At 71.5% G+C, this 17,312-nt stretch carries 15 protein-coding genes; 11 read left to right on the top strand and 4 right to left on the bottom strand.

All coding sequences use genetic code 11. The annotated features are described in order from the left end of the window. Nucleotides 1-115: 115 nt before the first annotated feature. A complete protein-coding gene (locus tag NBY69_RS03550; RefSeq protein WP_250298136.1) occupies nt 116-1,429 on the bottom strand; it encodes a M14 family zinc carboxypeptidase in 1,314 nt (437 codons plus the stop codon). Between the two features lie 223 nt (nt 1,430-1,652). On the opposite strand from NBY69_RS03550, the gene NBY69_RS03545 reads away from it, so the two are divergent. The 3 genes from NBY69_RS03545 to NBY69_RS03535 all read left to right on the top strand — a co-directional run bounded on the left by NBY69_RS03545 (nt 1,653) and on the right by NBY69_RS03535 (nt 5,352). After that, nucleotides 1,653-2,984, top strand: a complete 1,332-nt coding sequence (locus NBY69_RS03545; RefSeq protein WP_250298135.1) for a ThiF family adenylyltransferase — start codon at nt 1,653-1,655, stop codon at nt 2,982-2,984. Beyond that, nucleotides 2,977-4,221, top strand: a complete 1,245-nt coding sequence (locus tag NBY69_RS03540) for a hypothetical protein (protein WP_250298133.1) — start codon at nt 2,977-2,979, stop codon at nt 4,219-4,221. The genes NBY69_RS03545 and NBY69_RS03540 overlap by 8 nt, the downstream gene beginning before the upstream one ends. A 351-nt stretch (nt 4,222-4,572) precedes the next feature. Continuing rightward, nucleotides 4,573-5,352 (top strand): hypothetical protein, encoded by a 780-nt coding sequence (locus tag NBY69_RS03535; RefSeq protein ID WP_250298132.1) that lies wholly within the window; start codon nt 4,573-4,575, stop codon nt 5,350-5,352. 199 nt (nt 5,353-5,551) lie between these two features. Here NBY69_RS03535 and NBY69_RS03530 read toward each other — a convergent pair whose 3' ends face one another. Beyond that, on the bottom strand, nt 5,552-6,484 hold the full coding sequence (locus NBY69_RS03530; protein WP_250298131.1) for a transglutaminase family protein: 933 nt from the start codon (nt 6,482-6,484) through the stop codon (nt 5,552-5,554). 192 nt (nt 6,485-6,676) lie between these two features. On the opposite strand from NBY69_RS03530, the gene NBY69_RS03525 reads away from it, so the two are divergent. The 3 genes from NBY69_RS03525 to NBY69_RS03515 all read left to right on the top strand — a co-directional run bounded on the left by NBY69_RS03525 (nt 6,677) and on the right by NBY69_RS03515 (nt 9,110). After that, nucleotides 6,677-7,120 carry a MarR family winged helix-turn-helix transcriptional regulator gene (locus NBY69_RS03525; RefSeq protein WP_250298129.1) on the top strand — a complete coding sequence of 148 codons (444 nt, stop codon included), beginning with the start codon at nt 6,677-6,679 and terminating at the stop codon, nt 7,118-7,120. Nucleotides 7,121-7,266: 146 nt separating this feature from the next. Further along, complete coding sequence (locus tag NBY69_RS03520) at nt 7,267-8,562, top strand: MFS transporter (protein ID WP_374211202.1); 1,296 nt, start codon at nt 7,267-7,269, stop codon at nt 8,560-8,562. After that, a complete protein-coding gene (locus NBY69_RS03515; protein WP_250298127.1) occupies nt 8,559-9,110 on the top strand; it encodes an isochorismatase family protein in 552 nt (183 codons plus the stop codon). Before NBY69_RS03520 ends, NBY69_RS03515 begins: the two co-directional genes overlap by 4 nt. Before the next feature lie 37 nt (nt 9,111-9,147). Here the strand turns inward: NBY69_RS03515 and NBY69_RS03510 are convergent, their stop codons facing one another. Then, a complete protein-coding gene (locus tag NBY69_RS03510; RefSeq protein WP_250298126.1) occupies nt 9,148-10,338 on the bottom strand; it encodes a threonine synthase in 1,191 nt (396 codons plus the stop codon). A 194-nt stretch (nt 10,339-10,532) separates the two neighbouring features. Between NBY69_RS03510 and NBY69_RS03505 the strand changes: the two genes are divergently transcribed. From NBY69_RS03505 to NBY69_RS03485, 5 genes are all read left to right on the top strand, one after another. After that, nucleotides 10,533-11,285: a GntR family transcriptional regulator gene (locus tag NBY69_RS03505; protein ID WP_250298125.1), complete on the top strand. Its 753-nt coding sequence runs from the start codon at nt 10,533-10,535 to the stop codon at nt 11,283-11,285. Nucleotides 11,286-11,606: 321 nt separating this feature from the next. Continuing rightward, a complete protein-coding gene (locus NBY69_RS03500) occupies nt 11,607-11,786 on the top strand; it encodes an SPOR domain-containing protein (protein WP_250298123.1) in 180 nt (59 codons plus the stop codon). 93 nt (nt 11,787-11,879) lie between these two features. Continuing rightward, nucleotides 11,880-12,284, top strand: a complete 405-nt coding sequence (locus NBY69_RS03495; RefSeq protein ID WP_250298122.1) for a (deoxy)nucleoside triphosphate pyrophosphohydrolase — start codon at nt 11,880-11,882, stop codon at nt 12,282-12,284. Between the two features lie 201 nt (nt 12,285-12,485). Beyond that, the gene (locus NBY69_RS03490) at nt 12,486-12,890 is read left to right on the top strand and encodes an ATP-binding protein (RefSeq protein WP_250298121.1); all 405 of its coding nucleotides are present in this window, start codon (nt 12,486-12,488) and stop codon (nt 12,888-12,890) included. 155 nt (nt 12,891-13,045) lie between these two features. Next, nucleotides 13,046-15,559, top strand: a complete 2,514-nt coding sequence (locus tag NBY69_RS03485; protein ID WP_250298120.1) for a SpoIIE family protein phosphatase — start codon at nt 13,046-13,048, stop codon at nt 15,557-15,559. A gap of 35 nt (nt 15,560-15,594) precedes the next feature. Here the strand turns inward: NBY69_RS03485 and NBY69_RS03480 are convergent, their stop codons facing one another. Then, nucleotides 15,595-17,301: a TPM domain-containing protein gene (locus tag NBY69_RS03480; RefSeq protein ID WP_250298119.1), complete on the bottom strand. Its 1,707-nt coding sequence runs from the start codon at nt 17,299-17,301 to the stop codon at nt 15,595-15,597. Nucleotides 17,302-17,312: the final 11 nt, after the last annotated feature.

Genomic DNA, 17,312 nt, shown 5'->3' with positions numbered 1-17,312 from the left:
ATCTCCCCTGCGGCGCTCACTGTCCCTTCGCGTCGGCGGCGCCGAAGAACCGTGGCCCGTCCCGCCTCTTCGACCCTCCGACGCTTCGAACTCGACCTGTACGCACGGGACATGTTCACCGGTGAGCCTTCAGTGCGCTCTCGGCGGCTGCCAGCACCGTGCGGGTCTGGTGTTCCACCTGATGGCGCACAGGCACTCGGCGTACCTGCAGCGCCTTCTCGAAGTCCGTGCACCATGCGGTGAAGAGCGCGTCCAGCTCGTGGTGCAGTCCCGGGGCCGCGTCGTCGTCCGCAGCCTTCAGCAGTCGGAGCAGCAGGCCCGCCGCCCTGAGCGGTTGGCGGCGGGCCACGATGTCCAGAGCGGACACCTGGGCCGTCGTCAACTGCCGTGGATCGTCACCGTGCGACGCTGCGGCTGCCTGCCGGGCGAGCGGTTCCCAGGACGTGGCGACCAGGTCGTAGAGGCCGTCGGACATCCACTCCACCACGCGTCTGAACGGGCTGTCCTGGGCCGGCGGCAGGAATCCGCGTGCCCTGTCGAGGACGGCGGTGACCTGCCGTCCGCCGTCCCGTACCAGCTCGGCCAAGTCGCGCAGTGCCCGGTCGGCTCCCGGGTACGGGGACAGGTCCGCGGCCATGTCGGTCGCCCACATGGGCACTTCGACGATCGCCGTGACGCCGCCGTACTCCAGCGGCGCGCACCAGGTGGACAGCCCAATGTTCTCCGACCCGGCCGCCAGGCGGTCGGAGCTGTCCGGCGGGGGCAGGACGTAGACCGCAGGGCTGGGGTTCTCCCAGTACAGGGCGTCGTACGTGCCGTGCTGGAGCGGGATTCCGAGCTCTTCAGCGGACGAGTGGAAAGACGCGGCCAGTTCGGGGAGGTCTCGGGTCAACTGCAGCCAGCTGCCGCCCACATCGGTGCTGTGGAGGGAGCACTGGAGAATCGGGCGCAGTTCGTCGATCACATCGAACAGCGTCCGGCTCTCCGGGAGCGGCTGCGAGGCGATCGGTGCCCACTCCGGCTGTTCCGCCGCGACGGGCCGGTAGGCGGTGCGGTAGTAGCTCTTCAGGGTGTGGCCGGCCGCAGCTGTCGTCCCTTCGGTTCCGCCCTCGCTCAGCGCGGCGCCGTCCGGGTCGAGGCACAGGACGATGTCCCAGGTGACGATGGCGGGGTCGGTCGCCGCGGACAGCCGGTCTCCGCGTGCCACCTGCTCCGCCAGCGCGAGGGCGGTCGCGCCGCCGACCGGCTCGTCGGGGTGGGGTCCGGCGACCACCAGGACGTGGTGCGGCCCGTGCCCCACGGACAGCATCAGGATCGGACGTCCGGCGCGCGACATCCCGATCCGGCGCAGCCTGCCGACTCCCGGGAACCGGGAGACCAACTGCCGCGCCGACCCGGTGACCTCCGCGCCCGTGGGGTAGCGGTCCATCACGTCGATTCCGGTCAGGAGCCGCCGTTGCCACCGCTGTCGCTGGTGGTCTCCTTCTTGTCCAGCGGACGGATCTCGATCTTGTTCGCCATGCCGTGTCCTTCCGGTAGCAGGTGCGGCGTGCAGTGAACTGAGGTGCTCTTGCCAGGATTTGCGCAGGGAGTGAATGTTGTCAACGACTGTTGGTGCTAGAGGAGTTGGTGTTGACGACAATGGCGCGAAGATGACGGTGCAAGCGATGCGGCGGCCTCGGATCAAGCCGGAACACCGGGCCTATCGGGCGATGGACGGCCACATAAGGATCGGGAGCGTCGTCTACGGCATCGGTTCCGAGCTCAAGGATCCCGACGGCTGGGTGTGGACGCTGGTCGAGGCCATGGACGGCACGCGGAACACCGCGGAAATCGTCGCCGAGGTGTCCCGCCGCCACCCGGGACCACGGATACCGGCCCCGGACATCGTCCAGGCGATGACGGACCTGACCACGGCCGGGTTCGTGGAGGATGCCGGTGCCGCGCCGCCCGCGGAGCTGTCCGAGCGGGAACGGGAGCGGTACAGCAGGGGCATGACGTTGCTGCGCTGGATGGATCTCCGGCCGAGGGAGAGTGCCTGGGAGCCGCAGGTGCAACTGCACCGTGCGCGGGTCCTGTTGATCGGCGTCGGCGGTACCGGCGGAGCCGCCGCACGGGATCTGGTGGCCTCCGGAGTCGGGCAGCTGCACTGCGTCGACCCGGATGTCGTCGAGCTGTCCAACCTCAATCGGCAGACGCTCTTCCGCGAGTACGACCTCGGTACGCCCAAGGTGGACGCGGCGCTGACGGCGTTACGAGCCCTGAACTCGCAGACGACCGTGACCGGCGAGCGCCGGGAGGTACGGGGGCCGGCGGACCTCGAAGCTCTGCTGACCGGCGTCCCCGACCGCTACCGCCGCGAGCCGGGGTACGACGTGCTGTTGCTGGCCGCCGACCGCCCCGCCGAAATCCGGAGATGGGCCAACCGGGTCTGCCTGGCCTCCGGCACGTCGTGGGCGGAAGCCGGCTACCGAGGCCCACTGGTGAGCGCCGGGGTCTTCACGCCTGGCCGGGGCGCGTGCTGGGAGTGCCTGCGCATTGCCGAGGCCGAACGGCGCGATCTGCGGCTTGCGCCCGGACAGGACGAGGATGTCGCCTCGCCCCGAATGCCGTGGAATCCGGCCAACGCCATGACCGCGGGCCTGTCCGGCAGCCTGCTGGCCCACGCCGCCGTCACGCTGCTGTGCGGGGTCCCGCCGGTCGACCCCGGATACCGGTTCGGCCTCAACCTCATGGTGCCCGGCGACGCGATCATGCAGCGGTCGGGCCGCCGCCCGGACTGCCCCGGCTGCGGGGTGGAACGGGTTGCGAACCTGGAGTCGGGTGTGGGTCCGGAGTCAGCCGTGAACCTGGAGCCGGGTGCGAGCCCGGAGCCGGCTGTCAGCCCGGAGCCGACCGTGATCCAGGAACGGGCTGTGAACCAGGAACGGGCTGTGAACCAGGAACGGATTGCGAGTCCGGATCCGGGGACCTTCCGTGACTGACATCGAGGCGGAGGAGCGTCCTCGGATCAGGCCGTCGACTCGCGTCGTGCTGCACGACCTGGCAGTGCGTCGTGACCGGGACGAGTGGATCGTGGGCCGTATGGCCACCCGAACCTTCGTCGCCATGCCGGTGGTTGGAGCAAGGGCGGTGGAACTCCTGGGCGACGGGCTGAGCGTGGCCCGCACGGCGGCGATGCTGCGTGAGGAGACCGGTGAAGAGGTCGAGATCACGGATTTCGTCAGGGATCTGGCCGCCCTGGGGTTCGTGGCACGGATCGGGGACTGCCCGATTCCGGACATCGAACCGCCACGCGCGTCCCTGCCACGACTCCGCCCGCCCCACGCCCGGTTCGCCCTGCACCCGGCGCTTCCCGTATGCGTCGGAGCACTGCTGGTGGCTGCCGTCACTGCCCTGATCTGCCGCCCCGGCTTGCGGCCCGGCTACCGCGACCTGCTGTGGAGTCCGCACGGCAGCCTGGTCCTGTTCACCGGAGCGGCAGCCGGGTGGGCGCTGGTGCTGGCCCACGAGCTGGCGCACCTCGTCACCGCCCGCGCCGCCGGCGTGCCGGGGAGGATGCGGCTGGGCACCCGGCTGCAGTTCCTCGTCATGCAGACCGACATCAGCGGCATCGAGCTCGCGCCCCGCCGCCACCGGCTGACGGCCTACCTGGCCGGTATCGCCCTCAACCTGTGCGTCGCATCGTCCCTGGTCCTGATCCTCGCCCTGGCAGACACCGGTCCAACGGCCCACCGGTTGCTGTCTGCAGCCCTGCTGCTGGCCCTGATGCCGCTGCCCTTCCAGCTCATGGTGTTCACCCGTACGGATCTGTACTTCGTGCTCCAGGATCTCACCGGCTGCCGGAACCTGTACGGCGACGGTCTCGCCTACGCCCGGTACCTGTCCCGGCGGGCGCTGCGATCGCTGCGTCCGGGGAGGACCACCGGGGCGGACGACCCGAGCACGCGATTGCCCCCGCACGAGCGCCGGGCCGTTCGCCTCTACAGCGTCGTCCTCGTGGTCGGCACGGTGGCCTGCCTGACGTTCATGGCCGCCGTCACCCTTCCTGTCGACGTCACCTTGCTGGTCCGCGCGGCACGGGGCCTGGGGCCGGAGCACGGCCTTGCGCGCGAGGCCGACTCGGCGGCAGTACTGATCACCCTGGGCGGAATCAACGTCCTGTGGGTGGTGACCCGGTGGCGCAACCGCCCGTCACGCAGGGCTGCGGGAGTGACCTGAAAGCGGCCCTTCCAGGGCGCTCGCGCTATGCGGGGCGCCGGTTCGGCCCTCGCGGGGATCGTGAGTAGCTTGGCCCGTGCCTCACCGGAAGTTGGGTGGTAAGCGCGTTCCGTCATGAGTGCATCGTCCCGCGCTGCGACGTGCTGGACGCCGGGCTTCCGGCTGGGGTCGGCCGACGGCAAATCCGGATGAATTGCTCAACTAGCTGCATGTATAGGCCTGTTGAGTGCGCGGTGCGCGAGTGGAGACCTTCGCCGGTCTATTGACGGCGAGAGAAAACGCTTACTACTTTGTGCGCACTCGTCGGTGTCAGAGCGACGGTGAACGATCACGCGCGACAGAGGAGAGACCATGAAGCTTCTTCGCCTGGCCACGGCCGCAGGTGCCGCCGTTCTGATCACGTTGGGGGCCGCGGGGCAGAGCTGGGCGTCGACGCCCATCGCCCGGTGGTCGACAGGTGCTCCCGGGCCCGTGACCCGGCTGACGCTTCCGATGGCGTTCGATGCCGCGCCCGACGCGTCGGGGATCTACTTCGCGTACTACACCACCCTGGAGAGCGGGACCCGGCCGTACGCGGGCTTCCAGCCGAAGCCCGCCGGTGCCGATGGGAAGCCCAACCTGCAAGCGGTGTTCAGCTCGTTCAACGCCGACGCCACCACCACGGACAGCAACTGCACGTACGGCGCCGACGGCGGGGCCGGGGTCAGCTGCGCCGTGCGTTTCGCCTACACCAAGGGGACGATGTACGGCCTTCAGCTGGAACGGGCGAGTGACGACGGCACGACCCAGCTGATGACCGGTGACGTGGTGAACACCGCGACGGGCGCGCACGTGGCGCACATCGGCAGCTTTCGGCTCCCCATCGCATCGGGTCGCTTCAAGCCCGCGGACCAGGGCTTCGTCGAGCCGTACCTCACCGCCGGATGCACGCAGCAGGTCACCGTGGTCTACGGCGCTCCTGTCGGGACCGAGGGCGGCACCGACTACACGGGCGGCCTGCCCACGGTGACCGATCCCGCTTCGGGCAGCTGTCTGAGTTCGACCTCGACCGTCACGGGCGGCGGGCAGCAGGTCACGGTGACCGGTGATCAGTACGCGCCGGCAGGTCGGACGGGCGGGGTGCGGCGGTAGGGCGCGTCAGGCGGGAGGGGCGCGGCGGTAGGGCGCGACGGGTCGGGGTGAGGTGGCAACTGTCGTGCGACGTGAGCCACTTGCCCGGTAGTTACCGGAAGGCCGCCGAGCGGAACCGGTGGGACAGTAGCTCAGTAGCTCAGTAGCTCAGTAGCCCGGTGGCCTCGGTGGTCCCATGCCCCGGTCGCCCGCCTCCGTCTCACCCCCGCAGCGTCACGTCGTGCGGCCCGTCGAACGCCGCCAGGCACCGTACGGTCCTCGGCGTCCGCAGCCCCTCGTTCTCCAGGAACAGCCGTCGTGCCGCGGCGAACCGGACTTCGTCGCCCGTCACCTCCGACGCCTCGTCGTACAGGGCGTGGAGCGCGTCCGTCATCCCGGCGTCGTCGTCCGCGCCCGCTCCCCAGACGTCCCAGAGCAGGGTTTCGGTCCGGTTGAGCGCGGCGAGGTCCAGCCGTACGTTGCCCGCCACGAACCACAGGCCGATCAGTGAGGCGTCCGGGATCCGGAGCCCGAAGGTCTTCGGGTCCGCCTCGCCCGCCCGGATGGCCCGCCATGCGGCGCCCGCGACCAGGAAGCGGTCGCGCGGCACGTCCATGGTGTCGAACGGGGCCGCGTACCGCGCCGCGATCGTGGGATCGGTCAGTTCCGCGTCCGCGAGCAGCCAGCCGCGCCGGGCGTCCCAGTACTCGGTGACCACATGGTCGTCGTGGAAGCCGTCCGTGCCGAAGTAGTCGGCGAAGCCGGACCGCAGCCGGGCGGGTACGCCCGCGTGGCGCAGGAACGAGCAGTGCAGCAGGGCGATGTCGCGGCAGACCCCGACGAAGCGGTCCGCGGGCGCCCTCGGTTCGGTCAGCGGTGCGTCGTTCCGGTCGGTGATGATCCGCAGGATGTCGTCCGTGTAGCGCGTCTCGGCGTCGTGGTGCAGACGGTCCTCGGGGATGGTGTGGCCGAAGGCCTCACCCTCCAGGCGGTGGATCACCAAGTCCCGTGCTGTGCGGGCGAGTTCGGCCGGGTCGGTGGGCAGGGCCGCATAGCGCGGGGTCAGTGCCCCGGGGTCGGAGAAGACGCTCTGTGCGGTGTAGAACTCTGCGACTTCCGGCGTGAGGCTGGTGGACGGCATGGTGGACGGCATGACGGGGCCCCGGATTCCTGTCGATCTTCCTATCGGTCACACGTTCGATTAGTGGACCGGTGGGCCTACCGTGCCAAATTTCCCCGTCGCGCGTCCAGGTGTTCGCCGGGTTGCGTGTGCCCGCGTGTGCCCGCGAAGAAGGTGGACAGGGCAACTTGCAAGGCTTCCTGTCCATCTCGTACCGTGACCGCCATGGTCGCCAACCCCGCCGAACCCGGATCCGAACAGATCGCCGCAGAGCTGGCGGCCGTTCTCGGGCGGGTGGCACGGCGGCTCAGGCAGGCGTCTCCCGGCCTCGAACTCACGCACTCGCAGCGGTCCGCGCTCGCCCTGTTGGAGAGGGAGGGACCGACGACCACCGCCGCCCTGGCCCGCATCGAGCTGGTCCGGCCGCAGTCCATGCGGCTGACCGTCGGCGCGCTGGAGCAGCGGGGGTTCGTGGCGCGCGCCCCCGATCCGACCGACGGGCGGCAGTCCGTCATGTCGGTCACCGACCTCGGCCGCCGTACGCTCGCGGCTGTACGGGCCGACAAGCAGGGCTGGCTGGCCCGTGCCATCGGCGAGGAACTCGACGGGGCGGAGCGGCGCACGCTCGTCGAGGCCGCCGCGCTCCTCGAACGGTTGGCACAACGGTGAGGACGGAGCCGAAGGCGGTGACGGTCCCAGCGGCAGAAGCGGCAACCCGGACCGGCACGGCTGTGTCCGGGACCAGCACCGGTTTCGGCGCCCGGCTCACCGCGCCGCTCCTCCTCGGCTCGCTGCTCAACCCGCTCAACACCACCATGATCTCCACCGGACTGGTGGCGATCGGCCACGACTTCGGCATCGGCGCGTCCAGCACCGTGTGGCTGGTGTCGGTGCTCTACCTCGCCAGCGCGGTCGCCCAGCCGGTGCTCGGCAGGCTCGCCGACTCCGTCGGGCCGCGCCGGGTCTTCCTCGCCGGGCTCGTGGTCGTCCTGGCGTCCGGGCTCGTCGGCGTCCTGGCCCCCGGTTTCGGCTGGCTGATCGCCTCCCGGCTGCTGCTCGGTATCGGTACGTCGGCCGCGTACCCCGCTGCCATGGCCGTACTGCGTGCCGAGTCGCGCAGGCTCGGCCGGCCCACCCCGCGTACCGTCCTCGGCCGGCTGTCCTTCGCCGCGCTCGGCAGCGCCGCCGTCGGGCCCACCCTCGGCGGGCTGCTCGTCGCGACCTGCGGCTGGCGCGGCATCTTCGCCGTCAATGTGCCGCTCGCCCTCATCGCCTTCGTCTGCGCCCTCCGGTGGATCCCCGAGGACAGCGCAGTGGAGGCGGGTACGGACCGCGAACCGGCCGGGCTCGACGTGCTCGGCATCGTGCTCTTCACCGGCGCGCTCACCGCGCTGGTCTTCTTCCTGCTCGATCTGGCCCACCCGGTCTGGTGGCTGCCGGTTCTCGCCCTCGTCCTCTCCGCCGCCCTCACCCGGTGGCAACTGCGCTGCCCGCACCCCTTCATCGACCTGCGGATGCTCGGCCGCAACCACGCACTCGCCCGTACGTACCTGCGGCACGGTCTGAGCTATCTCGTCATCTACTGCGTGATGTACGGCTTCACCCAGTGGCTGGAGGAGGGCCGCGGCCTCTCCTCCCTGCACACCGGCCTGCTGATGCTGCCCATGTCGGTGACCGCGCTGGTGTGTTCGCTGCTCGGAGCCCGTACGAAGGGGATCCGTGCGCCCCTCACCGTGGCGGCCGTCCTCGTCACCGCGGGCAGCGCGCTCCTCGTCGTCGCCTCCGGCGCGACGCCGATCGCCGTACTGCTCCTCACCGGGGCCTGCTTCGGCATCCCGCAGGGGCTCATCGGCACCAGCAACCAGGCCGCCGTGTACGAGCACGCGCCCGCCGACGCCGTCGGGTCCGCCGCCGGACTCCAGCGGACCGCCCAGTACCTGGGAGCCATCACGGCCTCCAGCCTCATCGCCCTCGCCTACGGGCAGCGGGCCAGTGACGGCGGGCTGCATCTGATGGCCGCCGTCTCCGTTGTCCTCGGTCTGGTGCTCGTCGCACTGACCGTCTCAGACCGGGCACTGCATGCCCGTAACCGAAAGAGAGCTTCGTCATGACTGCCACCACCCTCGACGCGAAGACCGCGCTGATCCTCGTCGATCTCCAGAAGGGCATCGTCGGCCTGCCGACCGCGCACCCGATCGACGAGGTCGTCGCCCACGCCGCCGAACTGGCCACCGCGTTCCGTGCGCACGACCTGCCGGTCGTTCTCGTACGGGTCACGGGTGGCGCCCCCGGCCGCAACGAGACGCCGGGCGGCCGGGGCACGCCCCCCGCGGACTGGGCCGAGCTGGTTCCCGAGCTGGGCCGGCAGGACAGCGACATCGTCGTCACCAAGCAGACGTGGGGCGCCTTCCACGGCACCGACCTCGACATGCAGCTGCGCCGCCGCGGCGTCACCCAGGTCGTCCTGGGCGGGGTGGCCACGGCCATCGGCGTCGAGTCGACGGCCCGGTCGGCGTACGAGCACGGGTACCACGTGACCATCGCCACCGACGCCATCACCGACATGGACGCGGAGATGCACCGCAACTCCGTGGAGCGGGTCTTCCCGCGTCTCGGCGAGTCGGACACCGCCGCCGCGATCATCGAGCTGCTCGGCTGAGCCCTGGCGCAGTGATTGGCGTGGGCCGGTCCTGACGTCACATCTGCGGGGCCGGGGCCATCCCCGTCTTGGCACCGGCCCCGCACAGCGGCACCACCACGGACCGCCCTCCGGTGACTCCGCCCGCCGCGACGGCGGCCCAGCAGGCCACCCCCGTCGACTCGACGTACAGCCCCCGGGCCGCCAGGTCGCGCTGGGCGGACCTGATCTGGTCCTCGGTGACCGTCAGGAACGTGCCGCCGGACTTCCGTACGGCGGCCAGGATCTGCCGGGCGCGCGGGGGGCGGGGGATGGCGATCCCCTCGGCCAGGGTGGTGGCCGCCGGACGGTCCGCGCCCGCCGGGCCGTCCGCGCCCGCCAGATGATCCGCGCCCGTTGGGTGATCCGCGCCCGCCAAATGATCCGCGTCCACCAAGTCGTCGGCGCCTGCCCGGAATGCCGTGGCCAGCGGGGAGACCGCCTCGGCCTGGACCGCGTACAGCGCCGGGCGCTCGGTGATCAGCCCGTGCGCGGACAACTCGTCGACGGCCAGCGCGGCGCCGAGCAGCAGGGTGCCGTTGCCGACGGGAAGCACGATCACGTCGGGGAGCCGGCCGCCCCACTCCTCCCAGAGTTCGTACACATAGGTCTTCGTGCCGTGCAGGAAGTACGGGTTGAAGACGTGCGACGCGTAGAACGTGCCGGGGACGTCGGCGGCTGCGCGGGCCGCCGAGGCTGTCGCGTCGCGGTCGCCCGGGACCCGTCGCAACTCCGCTCCGTGCGCCCGGATCTGCTCGGCCTTCTTCGCCGACGTGCCCTCGGGCACGTACACCGTGCACGGCAGCCCGGCGCGTGCGCAGTACGCCGCGACCGCCGTCCCCGCGTTGCCGCTGCTGTCGGCGACGACCCGTCCGGGGGCGAGCCTCCGGGCCAGTTCCGCGAGCATCACCGCGCCCCGGTCCTTGAAGGAGAGGGTGGGCATCAGGAAGTCGAGCTTCGCGGAGACGGTGCCGGTGAGGGGCACGAGCGGGGTGCGCCCCTCGCCGAGAGTGACCGCCGCGGGGCCGGCCAGCGGCAGCGCCTCCGCGTACCGCCACAGCGAATTGACCCGTGCGGCCAGGGAGTTGAGAGGGACGGCGCCGGGTGTGAAATCCAGGTCCCAGGGGCCGCGGCACCGCGGGCAGCACCACGGCGCCGTGTCGACGGGGGAGGTCGTGGAGTCCACCGGGCAGCGGTACGTGATCGTCACGGGTCGAGCGTAGCCGCGGGCCGACCCGGTGGCCGGAAGAGGTGGTGGGACGGGCGTCCGGCACCTGCGCCCCCAATTGCCGGTCGGTCTAAACACCCGTCATCACTTCGAGTGAAACCCTGGCCTTTGGTTGCGGTCAACAACCCACGGTTGTCACGCTGTTGCGGTCTGTCAACCTTCATGGGGAGTGGCCAGTGACTTTCGGTGAGCAGCCGGCCTATCTACGCGTCGCGAGTGACCTTCGGCAGAAGATCACCGACGGTTCACTGCCACCGCACACCAGACTGCCGTCGCAGGCTCGCATCCGTGAGGAGTACGGCGTCTCCGACACCGTCGCTCTCGAAGCGCGCAAGGTGCTGATGGCCGAGGGGCTGGTCGAGGGCCGCTCCGGATCGGGTACGTACGTCCGCGAGCGTCTCGTCCCGCGCCGTATCGCCCGCTCCGGCTACCGGCCGGCCGAGGGTGCGACGCCGTTCCGTCAGGAGCAGGCGGACGAGAGCGCGCACGGCACATGGGAGTCCAGCAGCGAACAGGACGTCGCGGACACCGACATCGCGCTGCGGCTCAACGTCCCGCCGGGCGAGCGGGTGATGCGTACGAGATACGTCTACCGCGACGCAGGCGAAACGATGATGCTGTCCACCTCCTGGGAGCCTCTGGGTATCACCGGGCGTACGCCGGTGATGCTCCCCGAGGAGGGGCCGCTCGGCGGCTGCGGTGTCGTCGAGCGGATGGCGGCGATCGATGTCGTCGTGGACAACGTGGCGGAGGAAGTGGGCGCGCGGCCCGGACTGGCGGAGGAACTGCTCGCGCTCGGCGGGGTGCCCGGCCATGTGGTGCTGGTCGTCTCCCGGACGTACTACGCGTCGGGGCGGCCGGTGGAGACCGCGGACATCGTCGTCCCCGCCGACCGCTACCGGGTCGCGTACCACCTGCCGGTGAAGTGAGCCGGTCCGGATGACCTGTCACCTGCCGCCTTGTCGTGGTGGGGAGTTGGCGTAGCCGCATCGGGGTGATCCCGTGCCGGGCCCACGGGTTGGTCTCGGCGCGTTGTCAACTCCCGCCGATGCGGCGGAAGTCCGGCCGTGTCAGGTGGTCGTGGCTGCCGTCGATCGCTCGGTGAAAATTGCAGAGTGGCTTGATGCGTACCTCTTTGTGTAAATGCGTATCCGCTGCGTGAGGGTCAGGCGTAGGCTCCGGCATATGCGGATTGCGGTTTCCTGGGGATCAACGACCACCTGCACACCGGCGTACGACGGGGGCACACGATGACGGACGGCGGTGTCGCGCTCCCTTGGCAGGTGATACGGCGCGACGACAACGGCAACCGCTATCGCGTCGGTAGTTACGCGACGAGGGACGAGGCGCAGCGGACCGCTGACACCCTCGATTCCCACGGGCACACACAGCTCTACTGGATCGAGCGCGTCGGGCAGAGCGTTCCGTAGCCGTTCGGCACCCCGTTCGCCGTTGACCGGCCGCTGTGGCAGCCGTCGTGTGGCAGCAGTCTTGCGGCGGCCGGTGGTCGGTAGGCTCCGGGTATGGCTGATCGGGTAGTTGTGGGTGGAGCGTTGTACGACCAGGGGCGGCTGCTGGCCGCGCGCCGTAGCGCCCCGCCCGAGCTGGCGGGACGCTGGGAACTGCCCGGCGGGAAGCTGGAGCCGGGGGAGGGCGCCGAAGAGGCGCTGGTGCGCGAGCTGCGCGAAGAGCTGGGCGTGGAGGCGGAACCCCTGGAGCGGATTCCGGGCGAGTGGCCGCTCAAGCCCGGACTCGTTCTTCAGGTATGGACCGCCCGGCTGGTCTCCGGCGAGGCGAAACCCCTGGAGGACCACGACGAGCTGCGCTGGCTCGGCCCGCACGAGATCGACACCGTGGACTGGCTCGACCAGGACCGGCCCGCCGTGGCCGAGGCCGCCCGCCGGCTGGCTGCCGGGGTGTGGACCTGACCCACCACCGGCGGTGTGCGGGGACGCGGGCGTCGGGGTGCGGGTGCGGAAGTGCGCGAAACCCCCGAATTGTGTGCGCTTGTCCCCGTGTGCGTCAGGTGCGGGCATAAGGCCGATAGCGCATGGTAAATAGCGGGTATGTGCAGAATGACCCCATGAATCGGGATGCATGGGGTGCATGCCCGTGGTCGGCCTTGGGAAGTGAGCGGTTTGATCGGCACCGAAGGCGGATGCGCCCAGTGGACCTTCCCCGCCGAGCCCGGCGCCGTACGTGTCGCGCGCCGGGCCGTGCGGGACACCCTGCGCACGTGGGAGCTGCACGAGCCGTTCGGTGATATCGCCGTACTGCTCGTGAGCGAACTGGTGACCAACTCGCTGCGCCATGCCACCGGGCCCATCGGAGTCCGGGTCGCCCGGCTGGATCAAGCCGGTCTTCGCGTGGAGGTTTCGGATCCGCTTCCGGATCCGCCCCGGGAGCGGTCCGCGGGACCCGATGACGAGGGGGGCCGGGGCATTCAGCTGGTGGCCTGCTCCGCACAGCGCTGGGGGACGCAGCACGGCAGATCGGGCAAGACCGTGTGGTTCGAGCTGGCTCAGCCTGGTTAGAAGTGGGGTGGGACGACGAGCGCGGTAGTCGTGTCCGAAAATGACTGAGACCGTGCTGTGATCGTGAACGCCGTGCCGGTGAGGGCCGTAGTGCTGAATACTGCGGATGCCACCTAGGCCGGTCCGGTGCGTGGTGAGCTGGAGGGGACGGTCGCGTGAGCGATATATCTGGTGCGACGGGCGATGTCGTATGGCAGAGCAGTCCGCCCGGCTCGATCTATGACTACATCAGGGTGGCCTCGTTCTCGATCGGGGCCGACGGGCTGGTGGAGCAGTGGAGCAAGCGGGCCGAGGAACTGTTCGGGGTGTCCGCGCGCGATGCCGTGGGTGCGGACCCGATTGAAGTGTTCATGCCCGCGGAGTTGCGTGGCAGAGGTCGTAGCCGGGTCGCGGAGATACTCGACGGCAAGGAGTGGACGGGCCTGGTCCCCTTCCGGTTGCCCGACCGGCCGGAGATCCACGGGCTCGCCGAGCTCTATGTGATGCCCAGCGAGACGGCGAACGGCGAACGGGCCGCGGTCTGCATCGTCGTCGACGTCAGGGTGCTGCGCCACATCGAAACGGACCTCGCGGCCTCGCAGGCCATATTCGGCCAATCTCCCTTCGGTTTCCTGCTGTTCGGTACGGACCTCACGGTGCGGCGCGTCAACCGGCGGTTCGCCGCTCTCTTCGGCGACGACGTGGCGGAGCACCGGGGCCGTACGGTCCACGACTACCTGGCCCGGCCCGAGGCCGACCGGATGACCGCCGCGCTCCAGCGGGTCCTGGAGACCGGTGACCCCGTCACCGACCTCCAGCTGATCGGTTCCCCGCCGGGCAGCCCCGAGCGCAGGCACTGGTCGGTCAACCTCTACCGGGTGCACAGCGGAGCGGGCGTCCCCATCGGGGTCGCCGGCCTGGGCACCGATGTGACCCGCCGCCATGTCGCGGCCCGTGAGGCGGCCAACGCCCGGCGCAACCTCGCCCTGCTCAACGAGGCGGGCGCCCGCATAGGGAACTCCCTCGATCTGGAGACCACCGCCCGCGAACTCCTCGACGTCTCCGTCCCCGGCTTCTGCGACCTGGCCTCCGTCGACCTGTACCAAGGACTGCTGGCCGGGGACGAGGCCCCGAAGGGCAGCGCCGACGGCAGTGCGGAACTGCGCCGCGTCGCCTATGCCAGCGCCGTTTCGGACGTTCTGCTGAAGGGGTCGGAGGACGGCCCGAGGCTCGGCGCCGTACACCGCTACGCCTTCCACTCGCCCTGCGCGCGGGCCCTGCGCACCGGCCGGGCGCGCTCCGTGCCGGGCGCCGAGGGCAGCCATGTCCAGTCCACCCTCGCCGTGCCGATGGTCGCCCACGACACGGTGGTGGGGCTCGTGCAGTTCTCCCGTACGAAGGGCAGCGAACCCTTCGGGGAGCGCGACCGGTCCCTCGCCGTGGAACTCGCCTCGCGCGCCGCCGTCTGTATCGACAACGCCCGGCTCTACCGGCGTGAACACGAACGGGCGCTGATACTGCAGCGCTCCCTGCTGCCGCCCGGCGACCCCGAGGCGGCCGGGCTCGACATCGCCTGCCGCTATCTTCCGGGCAACACGGCGAGCGAGGTGGGCGGCGACTGGTTCGACGTCATCGAGCTGCCCGGTCACCGCACGGCCCTGGTCGTCGGCGACGTCATGGGACACGGGCTGCGGGCCGCGGTCGCCATGGGTGAACTCCGCACCGCGGTGAGGACCTTGGCGCTGCTCGACCTGGAGCCCGCCGAAGTCCTCGAAGCGCTCGACGAGATCGCCCGGGGCCTCGGCACGCCGAGCGGCACCCAGCAGGCCTCGCGCGCCGCCCACAAGTCCCGCGAGGCCGACCTCTCCGAGGTCTACCTCGCGACTGCCGTGTACGCGGTGTACGACCCGATCACCCGCCGCTGCACCTTCGCCAACGCCGGGCACCTGCCGCCCGTCCTGGTCGAACCCGGCGAGGACGCGCTGCTGCTCGACGTACCGCCGGGCATGCCGCTGGGGGTCGGAGGTGAACCCTTCGAGGAGATCGAGGTCGAGATACCGGAGGGCGCGCTCCTGGCCCTCTACACCGACGGCCTCGTGGAGTCCCGCGAACACCCGCTGGACGAAGGACTGCGTGCCTTCCGCAGCGCCCTCACCCACTCCGAGCGCCCGCTGGAAGACATCTGTGACCACGTCCTCAGCACGCTGGACACCCAGCACGGCGAGGACGACATCGCCCTGCTGATGGCCCGTATGCAGGGGCTGCCCACCGAGGCGGTCGGCGACTGGCAGCTGCCGCGCGAGCCGCGTTCGGTGGGCCGGGCCCGTGAACTGGCGCGGGAGCAACTGGTGTCCTGGGGCCTGGAGGACCTGGTCGACACGACCGAACTGCTGGTCAGCGAACTCGTCACCAACGCCCTGCGGTACGGCGAGGGCGAGATCCGGCTCCGGCTGCTGCTCGACCGCACGCTGGTCTGCGAGGTCTGGGACGCGGGCCTGGTCCAGCCCCGGCGGCGGCGGGCGCGCGACACGGACGAGGGCGGCCGGGGCCTGCAACTGGTCGGGATGCTCAGCGCGGCCTGGGGATCACGGCGCACACCGCGGGGCAAGACGGTCTGGTTCGAACTGGCGCTGCCGGACGGGTCGCCGGAGGCCGAGCTGAGTGTGGAGCAGCTGCTGAGCATGTACTGAGGCAGGTCGCTCGGCGGGGCGGGACCACGGACGTGTCAGAACCGGCCGCCGCCCCTCCGGCCACGCGTACCGCCGCCCCCGAAGCTGCCGGGACCGCTCCCGAAGCCCCTGCCCGCGCCGAGCCGTCCGCCGAGAACGATTCCGCCGAGCAGGGCGCCGCCCGTCCCGTCGCCACGGCCGCCGCCCGTGCCTCCGCCGTACCGGACGCCGTACTCCCGTACGTCCTGCTCGGCGAGGTGCTGGGCGTCCCCGGCCAGCGAGTCGGCCTGCTGGACCTCGGCCAGCGCGGCCCGCGCGTCCTGCGGGGCGAGCGCGTGGGACTCCGCCAGGTGACGTTCGGCCTCCGCGAGCCGGGTACGGGCCCGGCTGCCGACCGCCCCGCGGTTCGTCGTGATGCGGTCGGCGGCGGCGGCGACCGTGGAGCGCGCCGCTAGCGTGGCGGACGCGAGCAGGTCTGCGGCCCGCCGGGTGCCCGCCTCACGGTCACCGAGCCCCGCCAGCGCCTCGTCGAGTCCGGCACCGGCCTCGGCGATCCTGCGCAGCGCGTCGATCGGGTCGTAGCGGCCCGCCTGCTCGCGCCGTACGTCGGCGACGGCCGACTCCGCCCGTGCGATGCGCCCTCGCAGGTCCGCCGTGGACGTCCCGGCGGCCGTGTCCCCGAGCAGCCCGTGCGCCTCGGACAGATCGGTCCCGGTGTCCGCCAGCGCACCCGCCAGTGCGGCCTCCGCGCCGGAGGTCTCCCGGGCGGTGCGGTCGACCGCGCCGACGAGGACGGTCGCCTGCCCCACCGCGCCCTCGGCGGCCCGCACGTACACGGCGGCCTTGGCGTTGTCGCCGGTGTCCGCGGCCTGCCGGGCCGTGTCGAGGGCGGAGGTCGCGAAGAGCAGCCGGTCCTTGGCCTGCTCGACGTTCCCCGCGACGGCGGCCGTCGCGGAGTCCGCGTACCGCTGCCGGAGCCCGGCGAGCGTGGCCCCGGCGGCGCCGGTCCGCCCGGCGGTCTCCCGGAAGGCGGTCTCCGCGGCTGCCAGGGCCTGCGGGGCGTTCCGCTCCAGGGCCCGCAGCCGGTCGAAGTCCTCCGCCTCCTCGTCGAGGCGCCGGTTGGCCTCCGCGCACCGTTCGATGATCTCCTCCAGCAGTCGGCGCCGCTCCGTGTCACCCTCGGCCGGACCGCCCTGCGGAGGACGCGGCGGGGCGTCGTCGAGCTGCTGGCGGAGCCGGAAGGCGGTGGCGAGCTCGCTCTGCGCGTACGACAGCGCCGCCGTGAAGGGCCGCGCCGCCTCCTCGCCGAACCCGGCCGCAGCGACGCCGAGTTCCTCCGTACTGGTACGGACCGCGTCGTCGGTCCCGACCAGCAGCTGCCCGGCCTCGGCGTCGAGCTGGGAGAGCGGGACCGCCGCCGGGCCGCCGCCCCAGCCCTGCTGCTGTGCGCCGCTGCCGGGAGTGGTCCTGGTCTCGGCGCGCTGCCGTCTGCGGGTGTACGCGTAGATCGCCAGCCCGCCGATCACGATCACCACGATGAGCGGCACGAGAAGGGCCCCGGTCCCCATGTCGGTGGTGCCGCTGCCCAGGTCGGCCCTGCCGGGGGTGACGGCCCCGGCGGGCACCGGCGGCCCGGCGGGCGACAGCGCCGGCGGATCCGCCGCGACGGCCGTCGGGACAGCCGCGGCCAGCAGACATACCGCGGTGAGCGCGGCGGCCAGGGCGGCGCGGTGCGGCCGTGCGGATATCTCGGGCGGCGTCACATTTGGGAGCG

The organism is Streptomyces sp. A 4/2 (genome assembly GCF_940670765.1).
Classification (GTDB): domain Bacteria; phylum Actinomycetota; class Actinomycetes; order Streptomycetales; family Streptomycetaceae; genus Streptomyces.
This window is presented reverse-complemented; position numbering and strand designations above follow the sequence as displayed.